Origin of the sequence: Clostridium magnum DSM 2767, from assembly GCF_001623875.1 — a bacterium.
Taxonomy (GTDB): domain Bacteria; phylum Bacillota; class Clostridia; order Clostridiales; family Clostridiaceae; genus Clostridium_AM; species Clostridium_AM magnum.
In genome coordinates, this window is record NZ_LWAE01000009.1 from 105,399 (window position 1) to 128,051 (window position 22,653).

The following is a 22,653-nucleotide window of genomic DNA, read 5'->3' on the forward strand; positions in this document are numbered from 1 at the left end:
TTAAATAGTTTTTTAAGAAAACAACTCTAGTTGTTACTGTATAAATTCAATTTAATTATTAAATTATATATAATAACTAAATTGAATTTTACACATTATAAAATATTGTTATTTCCTGCTCATCTATTATATATATTTAGACCTTTTATAATTTACATGGTAAATCAATTAAAATAAATTTTAATGACCATTGGTTCGCAATTATTTACAATAAAAATTTATAATTTTACCTAATGAAATAGGCTGACCATACAAAAATATCTTGTGTATTTATTAATTTTCAAATAGCATAGAAATTGGTGTTCTATGAATTTATCCTATTTGTTAAATACCTCCTTTTTAACAATATCATATGTTAACTTTGATAATGGTCTTTTTAAATAATCTACGCTATCTAAATATACTCCAAATAAAATTTTTATAGTTTCTTCCTGATTAAATGGAATACCTGGGAAATCTTCCTTTAACTCCAATAATCTTATATTATTATAAAGTTGAGTTTTTTTTATAATTTCATAAATAATATCATTGTGCATTTTATATGGTTTCTCCAGCTTTAATTCTTCAAACTGGTGTTTCATTTCCATGTCACATTTGTATATTAATTTAACATCATCTTTACTCTGAAGATAATCAGAATCTATTGGTTCCCAGTCAAATGTAATAATATCGTCTGTTTTTTTAGTTTCATCAAATGGTGAAACAAAAAATTCTTTAGTTGCCTTTGTATGATTGCACGATGGGCAAACTGGAACCAAATTATAAAAAGATAATGCTAGTAATGGATAACTATACTTATCATAGAAATGATCAATTTGGCATCCAGACTTTTTTACATTATTATACTCTCGTGTGTCTATATAGTTTCTATTACAATATGGACATACTGATATATCGAGATTATCCACAAATTCGATCGCATTATAATTATACTCACCTATATGACTATTTGATTTTGAAAATTTATCATTATATACTGCTTTTATTTTCTCACTACACTTATTATAATTCGGTATTTTTTTTATTCTAGGATATATTTTTTCTTTAATATATCGCAATTTCTGATAATTAGCTTTTATGAGCATTTCAAAGGAAAATCCAGGTTCAATTTTCATGCATAATCGATTTATATCCTCAAATCTAATAGAATTAGTATGGTTTTTAAAATGATTCTCAATATGATTCCAATGATTTTCAATTAGTGGTTGCAAATTTCTATTAATTATCTGTATCATAATCTTCTCCGTTAAAATTAATTATTTTTAATTCATCTTGAAGATTTTTTATTTGCATTTCAATAGCCTTTCTTCTTATAGAATAATCTTCATTGTTAACAAACATATTTATTAATTTTTTTCTTAGTAATTCATCTCCTATATGGTTAATTATGCCAAAGTAATAATTAATCTTTTCTTTATCTATATTAGCTTGATTTCTATTAGTTAGATGAGTACTGTTTATGTAATTAATAATTTCATTTATTTTCTTTCTAGCATACTCTCCTATTGTACTATCCATAAAAAAATCTTGTGATAGTAGAGTATGTATGTGATTTGCAAAAGTATTATTTTTAATTTTTTCTACTTGACATTTACCTTTTTCATCTGATTTAAGTGCAATAATATTTTCTCTAGGCAAATCTGAAAGAACGAAAGGAGAATGCGTTGTGATAATAATCTGATATTTTTTCAAAGTAGAAATGGATGAAATCATCCCAATCATATCGTTTATAAATCTCCTATTCCATTCCGGATGTAACGACAAATCTGGTTCATCAAATAAGAAAATAATCTCTTTTACACCATCTGATTTATTAAAATTCCATAGTCCTCCGATGAGATTTATTAAATGTTTCTCTCCCTCACTTATATTTTGTATATCTAAATGTATGGTCCCAATATAATTCCATAATGGAACCACTTGAGCATCATCTAATAAATTTAATACATTTTCTATATTATTTTTAACAATATAGTTTTCAGACAACTCCGTCCAATCCTTATCTATAACACATAACCTAATTTCATCAACAAAAAACTTATCTTCTATTCCTTCTAGAGATTTGTATATTTCATTAAGGAGATTAGCCATCTTGGCGTAAGTATCTGAATTACTTACATAATAAGCCATATCATTATAGTGTTCGATAAAGTCACCTCTTCTTTGATTATCGTGTTCATGTGTTTTATACTCCTTAATTATAAGCCTTCTACTTTCATTAACTAGGGATGAATATATTTCCAAATAATATTTAATATAACTCTTAAATAAATTCTGACTATAATCTATCTTGACTTTTTCATTTTTTGCTATTAACACATCATCCCACTCTTCTTTAGAGTTATCAATAAATTCGAATGCGAAAACTAAATTTAAATAGTATAAAATATTTAAAATAAACTTTTGCTTATTGGTTAACTTTTTAAATTCATTGTCAGGTATGTCCTTTATTGACTTTGCTACATATCCTTGCGCATTATGATGTTTAAATGAATTACCTAATACTAAACAAACTGTTGGATGTAAATTTGCTTCAAAATAATTTGAATCTCCTATATGATTTAAAAAAGAATATATGGCAAAGAAATTATTATTATAATTAGTAAATGATTGCCTATATAGAAATGCATACTTAAAAAAAGGACTGTTTAACTCCAACCCTAACCAATTTGAGAAATTAGGATTCCTCGTATCACTTGCTTCTCTAGAATTTCTGCTAAAATATACGCAACAATATTCTTCAGCTTTATAATCAAATTTATTATCTATAAATTCATCATTACGATGAATAATATTGAAATTACAAAATTTATTATCTATTATCATAAAAGAACAACAAAATGTATTAAAACTATTATCGAAACATTCACTGAACAAATTGATATTTATCGCCTCAACAACAAACCTATCATTGCTATAAAGGTAAATTAGAAAATAGGAATCATCCTTATTCTCAATCCTTGTATGCATATTTTTGAATTCTCCAATTACATCCAAAAGATTTGTTTTGCCAACTCCATTTCTTCCAACGATTACAGTAAAATTGCATATTTTTTTATCATATTTAAACATATCAAAATAATCGTTATTCTTTGATATCTCCAAATTACCATTCACATTATTAAAAAATATATTAAACTTATTTGAAAACTTAAATTCTTGCTTTTCAATATTTCTAAATTTATTAACATATACATAAATTAGTTCCATATATAACACCAACTTTTTTCATTTAATAAATTGACAGCTTTACTAATTAGTCTAATAAATCACTTATTTTTTCTTTTCTAAGTATTTCTACAAACCCCTCTTGACGTATTAGAACTTCGTCTTCTTCAAGACTATTAATAAAACTTATAATTGTTTCATTTTGAGAATGTGCTATTTCAACGGTTCCATTATCATTGACATTTATGAATACTTTTTCATTGTTTTTCTTTGACTGTTCAATACAATTCATTAACCACTTAACATCAAATCTTTTAATAATATTTATTATATCTTCCTCAAACTTTGTTTTAACAAAGGATTTCGCATGAGTTAACAAATCATAAAAATGCAATCTCATTAACTCAATCTTATATCCATTATCAAATTTTTTCAAAGATGAAAATAATTCTTCCCTATTTATATCTATAAAAAGTCGTATTAATTGGTTGGGATTACAATTAAAATCTTCCATCTCTAAATCGCACCATATTTTATATAACATCTCAACAACCTTAGAATCTGTACTTATATACCCTCCATCTATCATGTCTTTAAGTAGATTGCAAAAGTAGGGGTATACCTCTTCTACAAGTTCGTTTTCTAGAAATAGTATTTGCTCCCGATCAAATTTACTATATGTATAACTATCAAAAATAATATGATATCTAAGTCCATAATTAAACATTCTAATTGCAGGGGATTTAGGATTAATTTCCTTCGAAAACCAATCTATGAATGAATTAAGAGTTTCTATTAATTTCTTTCTATTTTTAACATTAAATTTTGCATGTGGCGGATTTGAGTATCCAGTTTGATCATTAAATGTAATAGCAATTTCCTGAAATGTATTAACTAAATCAAGCATCCGCCAGTATAAATGATTTTCAAACTGAGGTATTGGACGTTTGTTACTCAATATAGTACTCAATATACTTAGTATACACCCTACTTGAATTCCAAATTTGAAAAAATCTGCACAACTATCAAAGCCCTTAGAAAAAGTAAAGTTTTGTGTCATAAGATCATATATTCGAAAAAAAGTTACTGGATTTTGATTTCCAAAGTACTTATTTCCAATAAATCTTTTTACATTTGGATGTCTGTACATCATCCTTATAAACTCTCCAATTTCTCCCCAAGAATCACAAATTACAGCCTCGCCGTTATCATATAAGTAATTTCTAAATCCCCTAAAATTACACGGGAATTCAAATTCAGGATTTAATTCTTCTTTTAAAAACTCAATCATATCACCGGAAATGTCAAAAATAGAAGAAGTTGCAATACTATGTGTTTGATAATTATTAATACAATTTTCAATATGTTCAGTCATAGGATTATCAAAATTACTATTAGAACTAATTCTTGAGTTATAAAATATATTATATGGATTAACTGTAAAAATCGAAATTGAAAATTTAGCTAGGCTTTTTTTGTTAATACTTTTCCAAGCCACACAAAATCCATGACTACCAGCCTTATTAGCTTTAGATTTTAAATAGTCTATGGATATCGTTATTAAATCAAAAACTTTGTCGTCATTGAGTTTATTATCGAAATTATGTTCATAAAGGCATAAAGTATATCCACTAAACGCTTCCATGTTTAGTACAGGGTAGTTTGTATTTGTCCAACTATCTATCTCAACTATCTCAAAATCCTTAAAATTGTCACCTTCTAAATTTGGCCTTAAACATAGTACAGGAATATCACTTAGTATTAATGAAGCTACAGAGTGCTTTAAAAGAGCGTTAAATTCAGTTGATATAACTACCAAATGGATGTCCAAATCACTTATAAACGGAAGATGATTTTTTATCTCAAGTTTATAACCTAATAACTCTGTAATCGCCTGACGTTCTGAAATATTACTCCTCTTTAACTCTAAAATAATATACTTTTCAGTTGACTGATTATATAATACTATATCAGGGTATAATTTTTCATCTTTGTTTAACGATATATTTTTTATTTGTTCACCATTTATAAATTCTAATTCACTGTCTAAGTCTCTCAAAATTAATTTTGCTGATTCTAAATACTTATACTTCAACAGATAATCTAAAGATAAATTTGGCATAAAGTCATCAAGCTTCCTCTTATCAAGTAAATCATCAATTAACTCAAGATTATTAATTAATGAATAAAATCCTTTAGTCTTTATTTTATCTAGTATCTGTTTTTGTAATTCTGATTCTTTTATCACAATATCCTCCGTTCTAAAACTTAACTTACTGTTAAAAACACTACATATATCGTTTATATATTATAATAGAATCTTGGTTATTTTATAGTTAGGTTTTCTTTGAGATATGTATTTTTTATAATACTCAATACTTGTTGTTCTCTCATATATTCTTTTGACACTTAATTATCTTATTGTTAATATAAAGAATTTTTTTGTTTACTTCCTTTCCCTTTAGTAGATTAAATAAAAAACCTCATTATACCACTTTAGATTACACCCACATAAATTTTTTCAAAGTTTTTCCGCAGCATTTTTATACTTCTTTCTACTATCACACTGTCATAAGAGTTCATATTTATTTATTAAAATAACTTATCTCCTTTTTTCTTGAAAATAAGGTACTTTATTAAGATGATCTAAAATCTCTTTAAAATCATTATTATCAGATAGTTCAATATATTGGTGTATATTAGATTTCAACTTGTTAAATATACCAAAAAGCTCATGTCCTCTAACATATTTTTTTATATCTTCTATTCTTTCTTTAATGCTAGTTTCATTATAAATACTATCAATTTTGAACCTAGCCTTTTCTGGGAATTTTTTATTGTGATTCTCTATATACTTCTTTATTTGTTCTTCACTCGTATTAATGTATTTTTCAATTTTTTCATAAAAATCATCTTCTGATTTTACTGCATGTATACATACTAATTTTTCAGGATTCAAAAAATAATTTTCTAAAGAACTATAGTCTAATATCAGTATTTTATTCTTTATCCTTTCAAAATACTCTTTTCCTATATTTTCATTGAAACTATTTCTCAAATTTTCTAATAATGCACTTTTTTCTGCCGTGTCTGAATCCCTTATTATTACAAAATCATCTTCTAAATATGTCTTTTGTAAAAACTTCAAAGTAGCGTAAGTTTCTATTTTATCGCATCCATTTGAGTCTAAAATTAAAATCTTTTTCATATCTACATCATAAAATTTTTCTATTATCTTTTCTAATCTTAACCTATCATCTTTTCCTTCGGATATAATTACAAATTCACTATTTATAATATCTGATGTGGAATACCCTAATTCATCAATGATATGCTCCAGCGTTGTTTCATTTACACTTGTTTCAGAACTTTCCAATTTCACTTCCCTAATCTCATGCATATCACAATTTTTAATAATTAATGGTGAATGTGATGAAAAAACAACTTGGTTTCTCATCGATATTTGTCTTAATATTTTACCCATTTCTTTTTGTAAAGATGGATGTAAATATATTTCTGGCTCCTCTATAATAAACAAAATATCATTTTCATTATTTAACTCATGATATGCTTGCAATAGTGAAAGTATATATATACTTCTAACTCCTGCCCCCACCTTAGATAACTCGATTTCTTTATTTAAGTTAGAATCATATATTTTAGTAATTACTGAAAATGCTTTATCAATACTTGCATTTGCTTCTATAAATACTTTGTATCCATCTTTATAATTGGTATTAAAATATGAGCTTATTTTATCAGAAATATTTATTGAAGAATTATTTACTCTTTCCTTAATTAATAATTCTAAATCCCTTAAAGATAACTCATTTACTTTTTTCTCCTCTAAATACTTTACACATTTTGTACATGCTATTTCATCATATGACTTACATGCTTTACCTAATTCACATCCTCTATCATTATTATTTTGAGCATTACTCATAATATATCTATCAAAAATTTTAGATGTTATAGTTTTTGCCTTTCCATTTTCTTCTTCAGTAAAATTTCTGTCATCATCAACAAATGCTAATTTAGGAAATATTCTTTCTATATCACTAATTTTGTTTTCTCCAATTAAATAACTTTTATCAAAAGAACCTTTCTTATCATTTGTCTTTTTTTGTACTTTACATATTATTTGTAAACACTTATCCTTTATTTGTAACTTTTCTTTTATCCACTCAAGCCAAACCTTATGTATTATTGGATTTGATTCTATTAACTCTTTTGGAGAATTAATTTGACTTAATGCTTTAATTTTTTCTTTGTATTCCCGTGCATTTTTTATGCCTTCTGTCTCCAATGTTTCCTTTAATTTTCTATATTCTTCAACTGTAGTTGGTAATTTATTTATCCCCCATTTACTATCTAGAATAAGTTTATTTATATACTTATCATTAACTTCAAACGATATTTTTAAATCAATATTATCACTTTTTTTATGAAAATCATCTTCTGTTAACTCAAGCTCTCCCCAAAACATTCTAATTGCATTTAATATTGCACTTTTTCCCGAATTATTTTTTCCAAGAAATCCCATTATCTTAGTAATGTTATTTATAGATATTTCTTTTACTGATCTGAAATTTTTTATTTGAATTTCTCTTATTTCCATATTAAACTCCTCTTATCCTAATTATAATTACATTTCATTACTATAATCTTTCTCCAACTTCAACCCTCCCCTTGCTTTCTTCACACTCGTTATCCCTTTTGAATTACCACTAAAACATCATAACTGACACATTTTTTCATTCATATATTTTTATTCATTGTAATTAAATAATATCATATTTTACATTATACGCCAATTTACCCATAATAAAAAGCATTCAACCTACATCAGATTGAATGTCCTTTATGTACTTAAGTCTTTTTTCTAATAAGTATATTAAGTTGAACAGCTTTTACTACTAACTAATTTATAATTATGTGCCAAAAGTATTTTTATATTTCTAACTACTAAATGCGTATTACCATAATTCGAACATATATATATATTAAACTAGCTTACCAATAATATATTTTGAAATAAAGCTTAATTTGTTAAATCTATGTTGATTTCTGGCTAATCTCAATTTTAATTCCACTGTATCATCGAAATCATCACCTATAATCTTAATTATTTTATCAACATCTCTTTCATATATTCCCAAATCTATAAGCATTTTTTTATGTTTTGATGAAGTGAAATATAACTGCTCAATAGCACCAATAACTTTATTATTCAACATCTCTATTAGTAATTGTTTACTTGTTTTTTCTTTTTCCATGAAAAATCTTACTAATGTTACCCTAGTATAAAAATCATTTTCTATATAACTCATTTTCATTTTAATGGTTGTAGCAATAATATAATTAATATCAATCCTAGGGAAATACTTTTTGGTGTTATTTATTATTTTCTTTATCTTAGGTCTTGTTTTATTCAATAAATTACTAATAATATTTGCATATAGTCCATTGTATTCTTTAGATGTTATTTTATAAAGTATTTGTACTAAATGTAACCTTCCGTTCATCGGATTCATCAAGAAAAAGTTAAGTTCATTGAACAACTCTTTCCTATATTGCAAATATTGATTAAATATCATTAATACAGTATCAAACCTAAGATGACTGCCAATCTCTGATAAATATTCCTCTAAAGTTATATCTAACTTATTTAAAAAATCTTGTACATCTTTATGTGCATCTATATTTCCCTTTTGTATATCTACATCTTTACTTGTATCAGTTATCTCAAATCGAATACTCTTTACAGCATCATTTTTTATAAAATTGGGATCATTCTCACCTTTCAAATAAAATGCTGTTCCTATTAAGTGCTGGTTTAACCTACCAGTACTGCCAACAAGATTAAAAAAATCAAATGCTGTGAAATTATACTTTTCATCGTACTTTTCGGATATTCTTGAAGGTCTTGTAATTACAATATTCTTCGCTGTAGTATTAACACCCTCTAGTAATGTCGATGTACAAAGTAAAATATTATACAATTCACTTTCTTCATAGAAATCTAGCTGAAATAACCTTGTTCCAATTGGAATCTGTCCATTATGAATTAAATACCCCCTTTCCAAAGCCTTAACTAAACACCAATCATCATGAATCTCTTCTTTCGCCCATTTTATGAAATTTTCCGCATTACTATCTAGCTTTTTCAGAATAGGCTCATCCTTAAGAATATCATTAACATACTTATATATTCCAGATACTGTAGGAAAGTAAATAAGAGTTTTATCAGATTTATCAAAACTGTCAAGCAACTTTTTACACTCTTTATATCTGTCTTTGTCATCAAATATACTAATAACCTTAACATCATTAACAACTGGAGAATATGTTGACTTAAAGAACTTAGGTTTTTTATTCAAATCATCAATATCCTCTATAGAACCTATAAATGGTGCCAATAAAACGTACTTTTTAGCTATTTCTGAAAGATGATAGTATGCCATATTTAAAACCAATACCCTGTCATCAGTTATATCCATTTGAAGTTTATATACCTCATCAATAACTAAAAAATCTATCCTTTTAAATATTGTATATAAGCTTTCTTTGACTACCCTATCATGAGTTAAAATAAATATATTCTTTTTATTAAAATCATAATCTTTCTGTTCATCTAGTGTAGTGTGTATTTTGTACTCTGAAAACTTATCATTATATTTTTTAACTATCTTCTTTAAATACTCATCAATTAATGCTAATGTTGGTACGACTAAAACAACAATTTTAGGATTATGCCTTACAATATACTCAAATATACAAAATGTCTTTCCAAAACTTGTAGGTGCACTTACTATTAGTGCATCATTTTCTTCTATTTCGTTTAATATTGATAATTGACCTGGATGCAATGATATTTTATTATCTATATATGATTCAGCCAAAGCACTATATAGAGCAGAATCTAATGAATAGTCTTTGGAGTATACTGTTAAATCCAAGGCATATAAGTCATCTACTAACTCTCTTATCATCTGTGTCTTATTCTGAGCCTCATCAAGTTTCCTAATATATCTTTCTCTAAGCAATTGAACATCTTTAATTGCATTTTCTTTGCTTTTCATAGTACTGCATCCTCTCTCTTATCTTAACAGTAATTGTTGAAACTAATTTTGCCTTACTAATAACAGGTAATGATATACAATAATACGTCGTTGGTATTCCCCAAAAATTGATTTTCTTTATTTTAGATAACTGATTTATTATCTCTTCTTTTTTCTTCTCATTCCCATGTGCTATAAATATAGGTATTCCTATAGATTTTATTTTAGCTTCTTGAATAAATTCATAAATATCAATGCATACTTCCGCATATTCTCCATACTTTTCTGTAAATATATTTAAATTTGAGCTTAAAAATCTACTACTTAGTATGCATAGAAACTCATCTTTCATTTGCTGCTCATATGTCTTCAATGATGTATTAATTAGACCAATGCCATTCGACAGAGACTTACTAAATTTAGATTCTCCAAAAAGAATTTCATCATTTTCTGAATTGTAATACATAGTATCTATTCCATATACACTCATATTAGGGTCAGATGTAAGATGAACTTTTGGAATAATACAATCAAATCTAAAATATTCGCTTAATAAGCAACTAAAGAAGTACTCTCCCATCCTCCCTATCTTATCTAATCTAATGGAAAATACTCCAGAGCCTTCATCCTCAATTAAATCCTCATCTAATAATATCTCTTTCAGATCTTCCTCTAAATCACTAATAGTTTTTGCTTCATTATAATCATCTATATATAATTTTAGATGTCTAAATAGCGTTGTATAATCTCTTTTTGTACTACTAAACTTAATACCAGTTTTACCCTCAGCGTACTTTATAAGTCTATCCTGATCAAAAAAATACTCAAATATCTTTTCATAAAACTTCTGCGTATCTTTTAACTCAATATGAATAAATGAATACCTATCACTATAGCTATACACATCAAAGTCATCATATCTATCTTTTTTAATTGGTACTGTAGATTTAATTACCTTCACCACTTTTCCCTCTCCTAAAAGTTGATTTTTAAAAGCCTATATTATCTTTTATACTTTTCATACCTACAATGATAGATATTAAGTATATTACAGCTTAATTATTTTTAATATAAAATAACTTCTACAAATTATGTTAAATTCCTTCATTTCTAACATAATCCAAGTTATTTATTTCTAAAAAAGACAAAAGGCAGCAACTATTGCTACCTTAATTATTTTCCTAGATATAAATTAAAAATTATATATTTGCTTCAAACTCCTTAACGCGTCTATAAAAAGTATTTCTTTTCATATTTAGCATTTTCATGGCTTGTACTGCTGTTATTTTTTCTTCCTTCCATTTTTTATATACCGTTTCAAACTCAATTGGTAATTCTATTTTTCTCCTACCAAATTTAACTCCTTTGTTAAGTGCAATCCTTATTCCTTCTTCTTGACGTTGTTTTATTCTTACTCTTTCATCTTTAGCCATATAACTTAACAATTGCAAAACTAAATCAGTAACTAATGTTTCTAAACCATTCATATCTTTATATTTAGTCGTATCAAGTAGTGGCATATCTAGAACGACTATGTCTATTTTTTTGATTTTTATTAAATCCTGCCACTCATCTAATATCATCTGTTTATTTCTACCTAATCTATCAAGTGATTTTATGTACAGTATATCACCTTCTCTAAGCATACGCTTTAATAATTGATATTCTGGACGCTTAAAATCTTTCCCACTTGCTTTATCTATAAAGATATATTCTTCACCTATATTGAGCTCCTTTGCAGCATCTATTTGTCTTTCTGGATTCTGATCCTTTGTACTTACTCTGCCATAAAAAAAATTTCTCATAAAATATACCACCTAATCCATAACTTATATATTAATTTTATGATATATGCTTCAAAAATACAACAATATAATTGAAATATCCCTTATATCAATTTGTGGTATATTTGAAACACATAAATTAAAAAATAATGTATATTTCAAAAAGTATACTTTTTAAAATATATAAACTTAGTATTTAAAGATAGAAAGAGAAAAATACATTACTAACTTTTTTAGTTGTTGAAGAATATAATTTTATTAATTTTTATTTTAAATTAAATACTAATAAATAAGCATGGATATATAGTAAAGAGATTTTAAAATATACAATTTCAACTACTAAGATAGCTTCCGATTGCCAATACCTACAAAATACTTGATAATTATGTACCTATATAGATTTTAATTTACAGACAAAGGTTTATTTAAAATTCTTTATTAAATCAATTCTATATAAAAAATAGTATTAACAATGGATTACGGCAGCTCCATGAGGATATAGTGGCTTTTTTCAATATAAAATAATTAATGACTGTAAATTAAAATTTAAAAGAATATAACTACACCGTTGGCTATTAGTATAAATTATATTTTAAAAATTAATAAATATTTTAGATTAAAGCTGTCTTCATTCCTAGAAGCATTCATACAAAGGTTGTATATACAAAATACAAACGTAACTTTAAATTTTATTTAGATTCTAAAAATATCTAATCTTCGTTTTGAGCATAAAACTAGTAAAATCAGTGCCTGAACAACATATACTCAGTGTTTTGCATATCACTTTAATATAATAACAAAATTAATAAATAAAATAGTATATAAAAATACAAAGCAAAGTTTTAAATAACTCTTTCATTTTAATCTTTATTGTTATACACTTAAATATGTAAATATCATTTTATAATAAGTCATAGGAGGTGAGACTTATGGCAAATAGGAATACATTGTTTTATGCTATATTAGCATTTATGAGTTTAATCCTAGTTGCTTTGGTAATCCTATACCTTTCAAAAAAATAAGAATAGGGTCAGGATCCAATCAACCCCATATCTATTAACAAGAGATACAATCTTTTAATAGATATGGATATGCCATAAGTTTCACATAAATTAATAAAATAATGGGTAAGAGCTTATAATCAGTTAGTTACTCTTACCCATTATTATTTTTTTAATTCTAAAATATAATTTAAATTACTGAAAATAATAGGCATATTTGTGTCATGTATTGAAAAGTAATATATGGATACTACGAGTATCTATATAAAGAGGCTGCACTCCCCCTAACAATATCATCTTACTACCAACATGATTGTTAAAATTCTCATTCTCATCTCTATACTTTAGCTTTCTCAAATACTTTTAGAAACACACTATCTCTAAATTCTTTATAAAGTAAATCCACTTATCAAGATTTGTAATTAATTTATCCTCTACTTTATTAAACTTTTCAGTCTCTATATAAAAGCTAGTGATATTATCGTTAACAGCATTATTTCTTTGATTTTTAAATTGAACTTCATGTAAGTAATCCTCCCCATCATCCATATTGAACTTTAATAAATAGATGCAGTATAAAGCTTTTGTTTCAAAAACTCATTCACTGTTCTGTATAAATTTATTTATTGATAACATTGAATAAAAAAACTACACTCTACGTTAACAATAAAACATTTTTCAAATAATTTCTTTATTGACACTTTTTAAATTATTAATTATTTTTCCTAATTCTATTATTGGAATTATTTTTTGTGTTCCGTACTTCAATAACCATTCATCATTTTCTTTTGTTAAACACAAGACATTTCCATCACTTATTTTTTTCTTTTCGTTTATCTCCAAATCAACAGACCAACATACTACATAATCAAATGTCTTATATGGATGATCATGCTTAAATATATTACTTAATTTATACTCTACCTCTACTAAAATTTTATTATTATCATAATCTAAGCAAATCATATCTGTAGTAGCTTGATGAGAATAGTGCCCTATTTTACTTATGTATTTTATTAAATGTTTAGTCTTTTCATTAGACATTATAGTTGCAAATAATAATGTCACTTGAGATTCATTATCAGGTTTTTTTATGATAGGAAGTTCACTTATACCCAAGTTATCTATAGTATTAAAAGACTCTAGCCTTTCTAGAATTTTTCTATGCTTTTCTTTTATTATGTATTCTGTTTCCTCAGACCTTCTTATCCTAAAATATCCATCACTAGCTAAAGGGATTATATTTTCATTTATTATTTTCTTAGCTTCATCAAATACCCATTTAACCTTTGCATCATCAGCATTAGATATATTATTCCTATCGGCAGTTAATTCAAATGCTTGAGAGTTAATCAATAAATGATAATGATGAAAATTAGGATCTGTAATTAAATTTACTTTCTTAGTAAAAGGAATAAAATCTTTAGATAAATATATTCCAAACCTAGATTTCAACGTTTCTCCTTGTCTTAATTTCGCTATATTTTTTCTGCAATTTACTCCTGATATCGTTCCATAAATCTGAAAAGATACATACGACCCATCTATATTAGTTGCTCTGTGGTATGGTCCAAAATGCCTACAATAATTAATAGACCTTTTATAAATAGTTTCTCCACAATCTTCTTTTGGATTTTCTTGTGGTTGAGAAAATTGATGCACTCCTGCAATTTCTTCTTTTAAATCTAATATTCTATCTTCTATAAAAATCCTTGGTGCTATCTGCATATTATTAATATACTTATGTAATTCTGTATAATTTGCAAAATAAGTTTTAAAACTCCCTGCTGCTGTAAACCAAAGTATATAATCTTTTATAGTTTCAAAATTGAAATATTTTTCGGGGTTATCTATAACATAATCTTCAATCATAATTGATGTTCCAACATTACCTAACTTAACTTCATTTCTCTCGACAATATATTCTGGCAATACACTATCACATAAAGATTCCCAAGGACTTTTCATTACTACTTTATATGCTTCGTTATCTTTTGTTTGTGTACATAACGTTATCTTTTTACTTTTAAAATAAATTTTAGTACCTAAGCCCTTTTCACCTATTCCTACAGTGGTTTTATTTGAGTCCCCAAGATTAAAAAATCTATGTATATCATCTATTTTCATGCCTTTTCCATCATCCTGTATTTCTATTGTAAAATTACTACTTTTATTTCTATACACAAGTATTGATATATTTTTTGCTTCGGCATCATGACAATTACTAATAGCCTCCCTTAATATTTCTAGTGGATTTACAATGTTCTGTGCAATTTCCTTATAGATAGAAACATCTTTTACTAAAGGCTTATATCTTTCCATATGCTACACTCACTTTCAAATATTTTTCAAAAAAATACTGCATTGTGCGATAATCGCACATTATAGTATTTTCTTTCCTATAAAATCAATACATAATATTTAAAAATCGAGGCTGATTAATTTGGATAATAGAAATATCATCGGAAAGAAAATTAACTTAATACGAAAACTTAAGGGAATAACTCAGGAACAATTAACTGCAAGATTAAATGTTCAAGGAATTGACATTGATAGAACTATGATATCAAAGATCGAAACTCAATCTAGAGAGATTTCAGATTTTGAAATTAAAGCAATTGCTAATGCGTTAGGGGTAACTATAGAAGAGTTATTTCATGAATCTCAATCAAAATAACCCAAGGTGTATGACTTTGATATACCTTGGGTTATTTCTTATTATTTTAAATTCAACTTAGCCAAAGCATCCGCCAATGCAGAATTCATTGGTGCTTCACTCTCTTGCTTAATCTTTTTCATATAGTTTGCCACATCTTTCTTGCTGTTCTTACCTTCTTTATTATCAAATCTCTTATTAAAAGATGCTGCTTTTTCTCTGAAGGTACAAGTTGTACAAACATAAATTTGTCCTTCGCCTTGTCCTCTAAGCTCAAGTTTCTTATGACACTGTGGGCATCTTGCATTAGTTAACCTAGCTAAATTTTCTCTGTGTCCACAGGCTCTATCCTGACATACAAGCATTCTACCCTGTTTACCCTTAACTTCAAGCATATATTTTCCACAATCAGGACACTTTTTACCAGTAAGGTTATCATGTTTAAACTTATCACTACTTCCCTTAACATCCTGAACAAGCTCCGCCGCATAGTTCCTCATTCTATCTATAAATACTCTAGGATCTCTTTTTCCTTTACTAATAAGATCTAATTCCATTTCCCATTCTGCTGTTAACAATGGAGATTTAAGTTCATCAGGTACTAATTCTATAAGTTGTTTCCCTTTTGAAGTTGGAATAATCTCTTTTCCATTTTTTTCCACATAAAACATGTTAAATATCTTTTCTATAATATCAGCTCTGGTAGCTACTGTTCCTATTCCTCCAGTTTCTCCAAGGGTTTTAGCATGTGCTTTATCTATATTTATATACTTTTGTGGTTTTTCCATAGCAGATAATAAAGTACCTTCGTTAAATCTTGCTGGTGGCTTAGTTTTTAGCTTTTTGCTTTCTACTGATGCTATATTTAGTTTGTCACCTTTTTTTATCACCGGTAATTCTTGGCTTTCTTTTTCGTCCTCATCTTCAGTTAAATCACTAGCTCTGTCATATACCATTTTCCATCCCTTTGATTTAATAACATTACCTTTTGCAATGAAGCTTTCTCCATTAATATCTGCAAATATAGTAGTTTGCAAGTATTCAAAAGGTGGTAGCATAACAGCTAAAAATCTTTTTACTACTAAGTCATAAACATTTTTCTCTTCATTACTTAAAAGTGATAACTTCACTGTTTCCTCTGTAGGAATTATAGCATGATGATCACTTACTTTGCTGTTATCTACAAAACCTTTATGGCTATTTATCTTGCCTTTTAATATTTCGCTTGCAGCTGATCTATAACTACCTATAGAAACCGCTTTTAAACGCTCTGGCAGAGTAGCTACTATATCTGTAGAAATATATCTTGAGTCCGTTCTAGGATAAGTTAATATTTTGTAATTTTCATATAGTCTCTGCATTATAGATAAGGTTTGTTTAGCTGAATATCCAAAGATCCTATTAGCATCTCTCTGTAGTTCAGTTAAGTCATAAAGGGCTGGTGCATGCTGCTTTTTATAGCTTTCCGTAACTTCAACCACATTCCCTTCTTTTCCCTTAGTAGCCGATAGAACTTTATTTACCTTATCTTCATCAAAAATATTACTATTATTATTTTTATCTCTCCACTGAAGAGTAAATCCTTTTGCCTTTGCATTTATTATAAAATAATCTTTAGGCTTAAAATTCTTTATTTCTTCTTCACGATTAACTATCATTGACAAGGTCGCAGACTGTACGCGTCCAGCTGTAAGTTGTGCATTATGCTTACAAGTAAGTGCTCTTGTAATATTTAGACCCACAACCTAATCGGCCTCTGCTCTACATTGTGCAGCCTTATATAAATTATCGTATTGTGATGAAGGTTTTAGATTTCTGAAACCTTCTAGAATAGCCTTATCTGTTTGTGACGAAATCCAAAGTCTTTTTATTGGCTTATTTACTCTTACTTTATCAAATATCCATCTTGCAACCAATTCACCTTCACATATGCTTACTTAGATTATTGTGTAAAGTATATTGAACCATTGAAATATAAGCCTTCGTAATCATAAAAAACGCTTTTTTATTTTTACACACCTAGAATTCCATAATTAACATCTTTCTGATTATTGTTTTTATAGATATTACAATAATAGCTTGAAATTTTACACACTATGTTATAAAGTTTGTGGTAATATACAATTCATTTGCTAACATAAATTTAATAAAATTAAAATCATCCCTCTCTATAGACAATCTTACTGTTTTCCAATATCTTCTACGGATTAGAACAGTTAAGTTGTTATCAACATCGAAAACAAAAAAGAATAAATGTCTCTTACTTGAAACATTTACTTCTTGTGCGAACTCTAAAACCTTAACTAAACAGTATCATCAATTGCTAAACTTCATCAAAACTATTGAAATACTAGGCTTATAATGTTTAATTATTGTTTTATCTTCAGTGTATAAGAGTTTTTAATTCTACTTCCATTTTGATTATATAGAATAAACTTGATACTAAATTTGTTATCCTTCAGAAGTTTTAATAAGTGATATTTACTTACCATAATTTTATCATATACTTCAAATTTAATTTAGAGTAATTCTTTTTTATATCATCAAAAATTTATTGCTACTTCCAGTTATACTTTACTATAACAAAATGACAATATTTTAATGGTTAACATTTGCGGCATTTATCCAAATGCCGTCTGTACGAATGAATATTTCTTTTTCTTCAAACCACTTCGCATCTAACACCGTTTCTTTAACCAAATCAGGAGTTTGGGAATAAACAACAATAGCTAAACTTTCTTCTGCACGGCTACATGTTACATAAAACAACCTTTGTGTTCTTGTTATGCTTGTATCTTTTCCCTCTCGTTCATTCTTTAAATCTGTATCTGTTTTTTGCTTAACACCAAATAATTTATCATAACTAAACATAAAGCCTTTTGATTCATTATCGTCAATAACAACCATAACTCTTGAAAATTCTAGTCCCTTAACACCTTGATGAGTTGCAAAACTAGTTTTATTACTAATATATTCATCATACTTCACAATTTCGTTAAAAGAAATCAAAAGTGCTTTTTCCCAAGCATCAGTTACTTCATTCTGACTTGATTCTTTAGTATCTTCGTTTTTTTCAATATTTCTACTAACTATCGAGTATAGATTATCAGGGATTATAAACAATTCACTTTGCATTATACATTTTAATATTTCTATACCATTAGTGCCTTGGTCGTTTTTCCAAAGAGATAATAATTTATCTACCCCTTCTTGTGCTTTTTGGATTAACAATAATTGATTTTCTTTTTCATCCTTCATCTTCTTTGTTTGTAAAAGAGGTGAATATTGGCGTATTATTTTTGCAATGCTAAACTTATCATTTATTTTATTTGCCCTAAATAAAGGTACTATGATTCTAGTAAAAAATTGCATTCCTGGCAAAGAACCATCTAATATACCTGTTTTTAAAGAATCAACAGCATATAAAGTCTCAAATAGGTTTGAAAAACCTAATCTTCTAGCAGCCATTTGATGTTCTAATGTTAACATTTTATAATCATACTTATCTCCAGCCCACTTCTCATCACTACAGATAATAGACATTTTTTCTGCTATTTCTTTTTCAATTTTTTCTTTATCTTCATTACAGCTTGCTATAAAGATTCTAACAAATCCATCTGTTTTATCTGATCTAGACACTTGTTCCTTACCATCAACCGTTTCTCTAATTTTATTAATTAATTTAACAACTCTTTTGCAACAACGATGATTCATTACTTTTTCCGGCTTTCCCCAGTTCTCAGGAATATTTGTTCCCAAGTCAGTTTTTCCGTCAAAGTATATACGTTGCATTGTATCCCCAAATAAACCAAGTGCAAATTTATCGCAACGATTGTTTTGCATCTTAAAAAAAGCTTCAATTAATTCTTTATTTGTATCTTGGCTTTCATCAATTAAAACAAATGGATATTTTTTCATTAAAATCATTTGCATCAAAGGTTTTTCAGAAATAAAGTATGCTCCTATGCCTATTACTTCACTATGATTCAACGAATCCTTGCTTTTATTATCTCCATTTGGATTATAACTAAACTTTCTTATTTTATCCAAATTGTTTAATCGTTTAGTTTTGCTCTCAAGCTTTTTTTCACGGTCTCTTGCTGCTTTCGTACCACTTCTTCCATTTTGTAACTGAGTTTTCAATTCAGAAATATCCTTGATTAATTCACTTTTAATCCATTCTCTTATGTCGTTTTGAAAAGGCTTAATCAACTCCCATATAAAACTATGAATTGTAGTAATTGAATAAAGTGCATTATAATTAAGTCTTCTCCTTATCTCATCACAAGCAGCATTAGTATATGTGATTATTGCTATCTGCTGTCTATGACTTCTTAATTCGTATCCGTAGCACAAACTAAATTGATTTAAAACATTGACTAAACTTCTGGTTTTTCCAGAACCTGCACCTGCAAAAAGGAAAAAACTCTTTGGTTTCTTTGGATTTAAATATTCGAGAATTTCATCATCTACATGATTATCTCGATTATTATCTGTCACTATTTCTATGTGTTGCATTATACTTCCTCCATCATAGTTGATTCAAGTTTTCCCATATCAATATCAAATTCCTTTTGCCTTATACATATTTCGGTTTCCAACCAGTCTAACCCCTCCTCTATATATGAAGGCGGATTATATTTTTCGGGGTCTGTTGCATGCAGAAGATCTAGTGCAAATGCTGCTTTTTTTGAGCTACTTCCCCTAATTATATCAAAAAAAGCTTTTTTAAGTTCATCCACTGAAGTATTTGAATTAATTGCATTTTTGAATTCTTCTATCCACCCACTAGTTTCACTAATATTTTTGAATAGTTGAATATTGTTACACACCAAAGCATCTTCAAATGTATTAAATATAAACTCTTCTTCCTTAGACTCTAATTTCAGCATTATAGGAGCTTGATATGCAACTCTTATCGAAAAAAAGTTATCATACTTTTTAACTTTATTTTGAGATGATAAATCTAACAATTCATCTATTTTCATCTTTTCTGGTATCCAAGTTTTTAATGTTGAATTATTAGTTACTAATCCTTTATTTCGCTCAGGAATTGCCGATTTATGATGACCATCCGCTTTTCCTGCATCTAAATCCGTGATAATAAGGCAAGTCATACCTAATTTCTCTACCAATGGGCGTAGCCTATGCGCATGGCTTCCTCCAATTTCCAATAAAGTTATATAACTTTGATAAAGCTTAGGATAATGATATTTAATAAAATGAGGAACCATAATTCTTTCAGCAGAACCTTCAATTAAAATAGCAGCATCAGCAAAAAACAAATCACAATGTGTAGTTTTTAAATATCGTTCTACGAATTTATCTGTATTAGTACCTTCTCCAAAAACATCAGATAAATTTATTACAACAGTCATTGGTGTCTTTTCGGTACTTTGCGAAGGTATTCTTCTAAAATATCTCAAATTAGCGAAAGAAACCTCATGTGCTATATGACTTGAATGAGTACTAACAATTAATTGTGTACAAAAATTTTTTTGTTCTTTCAGAGATTTGTGATTTCGTAAAACATCATAAGCTTTACGAATAAAAACTTGCTGTACTTGTGCATGAAGATGTGCTTCTGGTTCTTCTACAAAAACTAGATGAAGTGGTGGAATAAAATAATCATTTAAATCCATATTATTTCTTTTTGCCTCTTTGCCTACTTGCATCCACTCATCACGGAAACTCATTAACTTAAATACCATAGATATTAAGTTTTGATAGCCAAGTCCGTTATATTGTTCTGGTAATTTAGGACTTCTTTCATCATCTAAAACAGCATATTGAACTGCAGAATTATGTTTTAATCCATCCAATGGATTTATTTTAGTAGAAATTGAAATTTTGGGATTGGCAACTCCAGGATACCCCAAACTCTCTAATTCTTCTAATGCATCCTTAAACCCTTGCTTTAATTTTTGGTCAAATGCATCTTGGGCATTTTTTATAGCATATAATGCTTCTATATCTTCTGGATCTGGCAACTTCATTGGATCTAAATGTTTGTTATAATATTTTCTTAATTGTATAGATAACTTTCCTCTACTAGCCCTTTCAATTGAGTTTTCATTTTCTACATCTTCAATATTAACCTCTGGATCTGAAAAACCTCTTTGTGCGTTTATGTTGTCAATTCTAATTAGACCTTTTAAAGGATTACCTTCATATGGTTCCGCATTTTCGGATAATTTTTGTGGAGTAACATCTTCTGCTCCATCTGCATTAATTAATTTTAACGGATCAAGAATGTAAGCATTTACAACAAACTGACTTTCTATCTTCTTCGAAATGTATTCACACAAATTTGAAGGCCATAGATTAAGTTGTTTTTCTTTTACATCGCCATCTTCACAGGTGGGCACTGTATCTTTTGCTGCTTTATAAGCTAAAAGGTATTCCTTATATAAAATTTCAATATTTTTTGCCTCTAATAATAAACGTACACCAATTAATCCACCTGTCCAATCTAATGTTGGAATTAAATGAGTTACATAGTGTATTTCATCATTAGATACACTTATCCAAATATCCAAAGCAGGAAGTATCCCTCGAAATTTATCGATAGTTAATTCTTCTAGTCGATTGTCATTTACCCATTTCTCCCCTATTGTATTTAAAACATTCCAATTTGATAATGTAAAATCATTAATTGAGAATTTATTTCTATTAATTAAAAATTTCACCAAAGCATCCATAGCTGATGTTTTTCCACTATTGTTTGCACCTATAAATACTGTTTTTTCTTTATCTAGTTCAATTCTACATGATTGTAACTTTCTAAAATTTTGTATTTCCAATAATTTAATTATCATATGTTTCACACATCTCCTCACCAATAAGATCATGTTCTTTTGTAATATTTTTAATAAATTGATATAAAACAATCTTAATTATTTTTAAATAGATCTAACTTGTTTACGTTTTAATGCTTACATTTAACTTATTAAATTTGAAATTTATGAATATATACCACT

Annotated in this window: 11 protein-coding genes and 2 pseudogenes; 1 reads left to right on the forward strand and 12 read right to left on the reverse strand. The window is 27.3% G+C overall.

The features are described from left to right. Positions 1–317 precede the first annotated feature (317 nt). From CLMAG_RS25300 to CLMAG_RS25340, 9 genes and pseudogenes are all read right to left on the reverse strand, one after another. On the reverse strand, positions 318–1,235 hold the full coding sequence (locus CLMAG_RS25300; protein WP_066629312.1) for a hypothetical protein: 918 nt from the start codon (positions 1,233–1,235) through the stop codon (positions 318–320). Next, positions 1,219–3,210, reverse strand: a complete 1,992-nt coding sequence (locus tag CLMAG_RS25305) for an AAA family ATPase (protein ID WP_066629315.1) — start codon at positions 3,208–3,210, stop codon at positions 1,219–1,221. The genes CLMAG_RS25300 and CLMAG_RS25305 overlap by 17 nt, the downstream gene beginning before the upstream one ends. A gap of 46 nt (positions 3,211–3,256) precedes the next feature. Next, entirely contained in the window at positions 3,257–5,416 is a 2,160-nt protein-coding gene (locus tag CLMAG_RS25310; protein ID WP_066629317.1) for a hypothetical protein, read from the reverse strand. A 354-nt stretch (positions 5,417–5,770) separates the two neighbouring features. After that, complete coding sequence (locus CLMAG_RS25315) at positions 5,771–7,789, reverse strand: AAA family ATPase (protein WP_066629319.1); 2,019 nt, start codon at positions 7,787–7,789, stop codon at positions 5,771–5,773. Positions 7,790–8,174: 385 nt separating this feature from the next. After that, positions 8,175–10,253 carry a DEAD/DEAH box helicase gene (locus tag CLMAG_RS25320; RefSeq protein WP_066629330.1) on the reverse strand — a complete coding sequence of 693 codons (2,079 nt, stop codon included), beginning with the start codon at positions 10,251–10,253 and terminating at the stop codon, positions 8,175–8,177. Then, positions 10,228–11,196 carry a Hachiman antiphage defense system protein HamA gene (locus CLMAG_RS25325; protein WP_066629340.1) on the reverse strand — a complete coding sequence of 323 codons (969 nt, stop codon included), beginning with the start codon at positions 11,194–11,196 and terminating at the stop codon, positions 10,228–10,230. The genes CLMAG_RS25320 and CLMAG_RS25325 overlap by 26 nt, the downstream gene beginning before the upstream one ends. Positions 11,197–11,431: 235 nt before the next feature. Further along, positions 11,432–12,037, reverse strand: coding sequence for a recombinase family protein (locus tag CLMAG_RS25330; protein ID WP_066629342.1), 606 nt, complete (start codon positions 12,035–12,037; stop codon positions 11,432–11,434). A 1,343-nt stretch (positions 12,038–13,380) separates the two neighbouring features. Next, positions 13,381–13,593: pseudogene (locus tag CLMAG_RS25335) on the reverse strand (PD-(D/E)XK nuclease family transposase); the annotation flags it as partial. Positions 13,594–13,695: 102 nt separating this feature from the next. Continuing rightward, on the reverse strand, positions 13,696–15,339 hold the full coding sequence (locus CLMAG_RS25340) for an ATP-binding protein (RefSeq protein ID WP_066629346.1): 1,644 nt from the start codon (positions 15,337–15,339) through the stop codon (positions 13,696–13,698). A 121-nt stretch (positions 15,340–15,460) separates the two neighbouring features. Here CLMAG_RS25340 and CLMAG_RS25345 point away from each other — a divergent pair, with 121 nt between their 5' ends. Beyond that, positions 15,461–15,694: a helix-turn-helix domain-containing protein gene (locus CLMAG_RS25345; protein ID WP_066629349.1), complete on the forward strand. Its 234-nt coding sequence runs from the start codon at positions 15,461–15,463 to the stop codon at positions 15,692–15,694. A gap of 41 nt (positions 15,695–15,735) precedes the next feature. Here the strand turns inward: CLMAG_RS25345 and CLMAG_RS25350 are convergent. From CLMAG_RS25350 to CLMAG_RS25360, 3 genes and pseudogenes are all read right to left on the reverse strand, one after another. Further along, positions 15,736–17,598 (reverse strand): annotated as a pseudogene (locus CLMAG_RS25350) (DNA topoisomerase III); the annotation flags it as partial. Positions 17,599–18,271: 673 nt separating this feature from the next. After that, positions 18,272–20,191: a UvrD-helicase domain-containing protein gene (locus tag CLMAG_RS25355; protein WP_201787674.1), complete on the reverse strand. Its 1,920-nt coding sequence runs from the start codon at positions 20,189–20,191 to the stop codon at positions 18,272–18,274. Continuing rightward, the gene (locus CLMAG_RS25360) at positions 20,191–22,491 is read right to left on the reverse strand and encodes an AAA family ATPase (protein ID WP_066629351.1); all 2,301 of its coding nucleotides are present in this window, start codon (positions 22,489–22,491) and stop codon (positions 20,191–20,193) included. The genes CLMAG_RS25355 and CLMAG_RS25360 overlap by 1 nt, the downstream gene beginning before the upstream one ends. Positions 22,492–22,653 lie beyond the last annotated feature (162 nt).